The 6134-nt window shown below is 74.9% G+C and carries 3 protein-coding genes and 1 pseudogene; 2 read left to right on the top strand and 2 right to left on the bottom strand.

Features of this window, described 5'->3' with window-relative positions; genetic code table 11:
* Positions 1-1209 (bottom strand): sigma-70 family RNA polymerase sigma factor (locus ACFXOZ_RS41760; RefSeq protein ID WP_380595281.1); only part of this gene is annotated, 1209 nt, incomplete at its 3' end.
* A gap of 433 nt (positions 1210-1642) precedes the next feature.
* On the bottom strand, positions 1643-2515 hold the full coding sequence (locus ACFXOZ_RS41755; RefSeq protein ID WP_380595279.1) for a TetR/AcrR family transcriptional regulator: 873 nt from the start codon (positions 2513-2515) through the stop codon (positions 1643-1645).
* A gap of 538 nt (positions 2516-3053) precedes the next feature.
* On the opposite strand from ACFXOZ_RS41755, the gene ACFXOZ_RS41750 reads away from it, so the two are divergent.
* Complete coding sequence (locus ACFXOZ_RS41750) at positions 3054-4439, top strand: NAD(P)/FAD-dependent oxidoreductase (RefSeq protein ID WP_380595283.1); 1386 nt, start codon at positions 3054-3056, stop codon at positions 4437-4439.
* Positions 4440-4609: 170 nt separating this feature from the next.
* A pseudogene (locus ACFXOZ_RS41745) lies at positions 4610-5896 on the top strand (PP2C family protein-serine/threonine phosphatase); the annotation flags it as partial.
* Positions 5897-6134 lie beyond the last annotated feature (238 nt).

The raw sequence follows: 6134 nt of genomic DNA, 5'->3' as shown, positions 1-6134 counted from the left end.
GCCCGCGGCGGCCGCACCGCCGACGGCGGCGGCCCCGCCCAGGGCGGCCGCGGCGGCGCTGAACCCGCCGACCCCGACCCAGACCAGCACGCCGCCGGGCAGCAGCGCGCGCAGGCCGGTGTTGATCTCGGCGAGTTCGAGGCAGGCCGCCGTGCAGCGGTCGCACTCCTTGAGGTGCCGTCCGACCTCGGCCGAGGCCCGCTTGCGCAGTGAGCCGCGGGCGTACGCGCCGAGCCGGTTGGCGTAGGCCTCGCAGCTGCCGGCCTGGCTGCCGGAGACGTGGGCCTGGAGGAAGGCGGCGGCCAGTCGGTCGCGGGCCCGGTGGGCCTGGACGGCGGTGGCGTTGGCGGTCTTGCCGAGCATCACGGCGACGGTCTTGGGCGATTCCTGCTCGACCTCGGTGTGCCAGAGCACCATCCGGTCGTCCTCGGGCAGTTCGGCGTAGGCCTGCATGACCATCCGCTGGTCGGCCATCGCCATCGCCCAGGCGTCGGCGCCGGGGTCGGCCAGGTCGTAGTCGACCACGGCGGCCGAGGTCTGGGCGAACACGCCGAAGTCGTCGACGAGTTGTTCGCGCCGTTCGCTGCGGGTCCAGGCGGCGGCGACGTTGCGCACGGCGGTCAGCAGGTAGGCGCGGACGGCGAACTCGGGCCCCTTGCCCGCCTTGAGCGCCTGCAGGGTGCGGGCGAAGACCTCGCCGGCGAGGTCCTCGGCGGTGAAGCTGTCCCGGCAGCAGGTGCGGGCGTAGCGGCGCACCGAGTCGGCGTGCCGGAGGTAGATCTCCTCGTACGCGCGGTCGTCGCCGGCCCGGACCCGGGCGGTCAACTCGGCGTCGGAGGGCGGGCGGTCGCCGTCGACCGGGTCGGCGGGGGCCGGGACGGTGGGCCGGGCGCCGGGCCGGGCGGTCCGCCCGTCGCCGACGAAGGCCTCGGGGGCGACGCGGCCGCGGCCGGCGGGGGCCTGGCCGGGCACCCGGCCGGGCGGCAGCGCGGCGGCGGAGGCGGACAGCGTCTCGCGGCTGGGCATCCCGGCCTGGTCGGGGACGTGTCCGGGGCTCGAACCGGGGGTCGGGCCCGAACCGGCTGCGGCGCCGGGTACTTGGGCGGCCCCGGTGCCGTCGGGGCCCGCGGCGGACCCTTCGGCCGCGCTACCGGAGTAGCCCCCGAAGTCGAGGCCGTACCCGTAGTCGTTCTGTTCCTCGGCGCTCACAACGGACCCCAGATTCCACGACAGCCCCCGTAGTGTGGCAGGGCGCGCGGGAGTGCGTAGGCGCACGGTTCCCCGGCGTACGGCGCCGACGGCGCGCGAAGGGCGCGCATCGGGACATTGGCTCCAACCACGGGCAAAGGATGGCATAGCGCAGGGACGGGCGGTAGCCGGACCGGCCGGTACCCACTCTTCCGAGGGGCCCTCGCGCCGTGTTCGCCCAGCGTGTTGCGCGGGGTCGCACGATGGCCGCACCCGGCGCGCGTGCCCTGTCCGCGCGCCGGTGTCCCGCGCAACTCCCGTCCGAGTCCCGTCCGAGTCCTGTCCGGCTCCCGTCCAACTCCCGGGCCCGTCGGGTGCGTCGACCGTGCCTGGACCGACGCCCGTACCGACGCGACCGGCACCGCCCCGTGCCCCGGGGCGGTCCGAGCCGGGGTCAGCGGGCCCGCAGACCGTCCAACAGGAGCTGCAGCAGCCGGTCCGACGGCCCCGGAGCCGACTGACCGTCGGGCTGCGGACCGGTCGCCGTGAAACCGGCCGACGGCGGCGCCGTGACCGAGGGCCGCGCCGCGTGCACCGGTACCGACGCGGTCAGCACCAGCACCACGTCCGACACCGTGACGCCCGGCCGCAGTTCGCCCGCCGCACCGGCCCGCGCCACCAGGGCGGCCAGCAGTTGCAGCAGCAGCCGCGGATCGGCGTCCGCCGCCGAGATTTCGACCGGCGCCCCGGAGCGCGACTCCTCGCCGCGCAGGTCGAAGCGCACGGCAGCCGGCGCCTCCGGAGCCCGCTGCTCGGGCACCCGGCCCAGCTCCTCCGCGTACCGGAACGCCTCCGGCGGCAGCAGCCGCCCCGCCCCGGTGCCGACCGCCCGGGCCAGGTAGCCGGCCAGTGCCTCCCAGGCGCCGTCGCCGCCGTACAGCGACTCCCGCGCCTGCGCGGTCAGCCAGGCCACCTCCTCGGCGGCGATCCGCTGGACCAGCACCTCCTTGCTCGGGAACCGCCGGTAGACCGTGCCGACCCCGACCCCGGCCCGGCGCGCCACTTCCTCCATCGGAGCGCCGTAGCCGAACTCGCCGAACACCTCCCGGGCCGCGCGCAGCACGCTCTCCAGGTTCCGCCGCGCGTCGACCCGGAGCCGGGCCCCGGGTACCGGCGCGGTGGCCTGCGGGGGCTCCGTCCGGTACGGGACCGCCGCGTACGACATCCCGCCCGGTGGCAGGTCCACCGGGCCGCGCTGCTCCGGGACCATGCCCTGTCCGGCGTGCGGTGTGCTCGCCCGCCCCAATGCCTGCTTCTGTTCCATCATCCCAACTCTCCCCCGCAGGCGTCCGAAACCGGACCCTGTCGTCGCCCGCCCCTGCACCCCCCGGTGCAGCTCAGCTCGTCAGAAGTGACCAGATGACCCATTGCTCGTGCCGCCCGTCGCGTTCCGGTGACCACGGTCGTGCCGCCGGACCGCATCGGCGTCCGGCTCGGCGCGTCGGCACCGACCGGGGCCTCGTCCGGGAACTACCCTTCCCCGGATGACTCTCCCCCAGTCGGGATCTCGCGCCAACGCTGGAACTGGCCGTAGTGGCCGCTCCACGGTGCGTCGCCGCCGGTTGTCATGGCGGTGGCCGCTCCGGCACACAATCCGACCATAGTTCACGGCTCTTCGAAGCCGAAAGTGCGTCAGAAAGTCGCCCGGGAAGCACAACTGGCCACGCCCGTCACTTCCGTCGCAACCAGCCCCGTACGGACTGTGGACAAGACCACCCCCGACGGTCCTTCATAGGGGGGCGTGATGGGGGGACACCCCCGGCCGCGAGGCCGGGACGAATCGTCACACCGGCAGGAGGTGCACCATCAGGATCCTGATCGTCGGCGGCGGCTGCGCCGGGATGGCCACCGCACTCCACCTCCAGCGCGTCCTGCGGGAACAGCTGCGGCGCCGCGAGGTGGAGATCACCGTGGTCGAGCCCCAGGCGTACTCCACCTACCACCCGCTGCTGGCCGAGGTCGCGGCCGGTTCGATCGATCCCCGGCACGTGGTCGTCCCGCTGCGCCGGGCCCTGCCGCACTGCCGGGTGGTGACCGCCCGGATCACCCGCGTCGAACACGCCGCCCGGCGCGCCCTGGCCGACGCCGCGAGCCCCGGCGAGACCCCGGCGCCGCTCGAACTCCCTTACGACGTCCTGGTGGTGGCCCCGGGGTCGGTCTCCCGCACCGCTCCGGTGCCGGGCCTGGCCGAGCACGGGCTCGGCTTCTCCACCGTCGGCGAGGCGGTGCACCTGCGCAACCACGTGCTGGAGCAGCTCGACCTCGCCTCCGCCACCCGCGACCCGGCCCTGCAGCAGTCCGCGCTCACCTTCGTCTTCGTCGGCGCCGGCTACGCGGGCGTCGGCGCGCTGGCCGAGCTGGAGGACATGGCCCGCACCGCCGTGCGGAGCTACCACAACGTCCGCGCCGAGGACCTGCGCTGGGTCCTGGTCGAGTCCGGCGACCGGATCCTCGCCGAGGAGTCCGCCGACCTCGCCGAGCACACCCTCGGCCAGCTGCGCGAACGCGGTGTCGACGTCCGCCTGCGCACCACCCTGGAGTCCGCCGCCGACGGGGTCGCCACGCTCTCCGACGGCAGCCGCTTCGGCGCCCGCACCCTGGTCTGGACGGCGGGCGTCCGGCCTTCGCCGCTGCTGCGCGACACCGACCTGCCGCTGGACACGGCCGGCCGGGTCCGCTGCCTGGCCACCCTCCAGGCCGTCGGCCCGGACGGGCGGGCACTGCCCGGGGTCTGGGCGGCCGGCGACTGCGCCGCCGTACCCGACCCGAACGCGGACGGCGCACCCTGCGCGCCCAACGCCCAGCACGCCTTCGCCCAGGCCGAGCTGCTCGCCCGCAACATCGCGGTCGCGCTGGCGGGTGGACCGCACGCGCCGGGCCTCGTCGAGTACCGCCCCGGGCCGGCCGCCTGTTCCACCTCGCTGGGGCTGCACCGGGCCGTCGCCCACACCCGGCGCGGCGGCCGGCTCACCGGACGGCGGGCGTGGTGGCTGCACCGGGCCCGGCACCTGCGGCGGCTGCCGAGCGCGGAGCGACGGGTCCGGGTGCTGATGGACTGGGTGCTCGGCGGGGTGTTCTCCCGCGAGGTGGTCTCGCTGGGGGCGATGGAGAACCCGCGTTCGGCCTTCGAGGGCGGTTTCGATTCCGGGCCGGAGCGGCCGTCCGGTGCCGGGCCGGACGCCCCCCGATGAGTGACCCCGCCGCCAGGGGTCCGGAGCCGAACCGACGGCCACGCCGGGCGCGCGACTTCCGGAACCGGGCCTCCGCCTGACAGGATCAGCCCGAACTGGTCATTACCCCATGTGATGCTGTGCACACAAAAAGTGATGATATGCCTGGAAAACGAGGAAGCGGCCGTCGTTTGAACCTCATGCGCTGGAGCGCCCGGCTCACCGGAGTCCCCTGGCGTGCCGCCCCGTCCAACGGGGCCGGCACCGACGAGGGCACGCCCTCCACCGACGGCATCGTCGTCCCCGGCCCCCGGGACCCCACCAGCCCCGCCGCCACCGCCGAACTCCTCGACCCCCTCAAACCGCAGAACCTGCGCGAGGTGCTCAACCGCATCCCCGCCCCGGTCGCCGTCACCTACGGCCTGCTCCACCAGCTCGGCTACGCCAACCGGGCCTACCGCGAACTCTTCGGCGAACGCCCCACCGGCCTGCCCGCGGGGGAGGCCCTCCCCGAACTCGGCACCATGGGCGTCCTGCCCCTGATGGACCAGGTCATCCGCGGCGGCCGCCCCCGGAGCGTCAAGGCGCGCTGCATCCTCGGGCTCACCGGCAACCGCTACTACAACGTCTCCTGCGTCCCGCTCGGCCCGGGCGACACCGGCGACACCCCCGCCGAGGGCCCGCCCGCCGGCGTCCTGATCTTCGCGGCCGAGGTCACCGACCAGGTGCTCGCCGCCGCCCGCCTGCGCGAAGCCGAACGCCGCCAGCGCGAGGCCGCCGTCACCCTCCAGCGCAGCCTGCTCCCGCAGAAGCTCGACCAGCCCGCCGACCTGCGGGTCGCCGCCACCTACCAGCCGGGCGGCGCCGAGGCCGCGGTCGGCGGCGACTGGTACGACGTCATCGCCATCGACGGCGGTCGCACGGCACTCGTCATCGGCGACGTCATGGGTCGGGGCCTGCGGGCCGCCGCCGTGATGGGCCAGCTCCGCACCGCCGTACGCGCCTACGCCCGCCTCGACCTCCCCCCGCACGAGGTGATGCGCCTGCTCGACGGCCTCGCCATGGAGATCGACGCCAACCAGATCGCCACCTGCACCTACGCCGTCTGGGACCCGAGCCGCCGCACCCTCTCCTACGCGTCGGCCGGCCACCTCCCCATGCTGCTGCGCTGCCCCGACGGCACCATCCTGCGCAGTGAGGAACAGAACGGCCCCCCGCTCGGCACCGGGGACGGCCTGCACGTCTCCCACACCCTGCGCCTGCTCCCCGGCACCACCGGCGTCCTCTATACGGACGGACTGGTCGAGCGCCGCGACGAGGACATCGACCAGGGCCTCGACCTGCTGGCCCGCACCCTCACCGGCGCGGTCGGCGCCCCCGAGGTGATCTGCGCCCGGCTCCTCCGGGCGATGGGCGTGACCTCGGAGCACGACGACGACGTCGCCGTCCTGGCCTTCCAGCTGCCGGCGGACGAGGGCAGGGAGGGCGCCGAGGGCGGCACCGCGGGCGGCACCGAAAATTCGCTTGCCGTGCTTGACTCGGCCACTCCAGAGGTCTAGTGTTCTTCGAGCTGCCTGTCATGGAGCACCGGACACGCATCTGCGCGGACGGCCCCGCGGCAGCCAATCCCTTGAAACACCACTTCCGGTTCGTGCCGGTCGTTTCGCTTTTTCGCGTCTCGGCTCGGTGCTTATTCGGCGTGCGCTGTTTATCGGA

Source organism: Kitasatospora sp. NPDC059160, from assembly GCF_042755465.1.
Classification (GTDB): domain Bacteria; phylum Actinomycetota; class Actinomycetes; order Streptomycetales; family Streptomycetaceae; genus Kitasatospora.
The sequence above is the reverse complement of the archived record's forward strand: the minus strand, read 5'-3'. Positions and strand labels throughout refer to the sequence as shown.

Bases quoted from the DNA above. Each gene is read 5' to 3' on its own strand.
- ACFXOZ_RS41755 (WP_380595279.1), bottom strand. From the start codon at position 2,515: ATGATGGAACAGAAGCAGGCATTGGGGCGGGCGAGCACACCGCACGCC.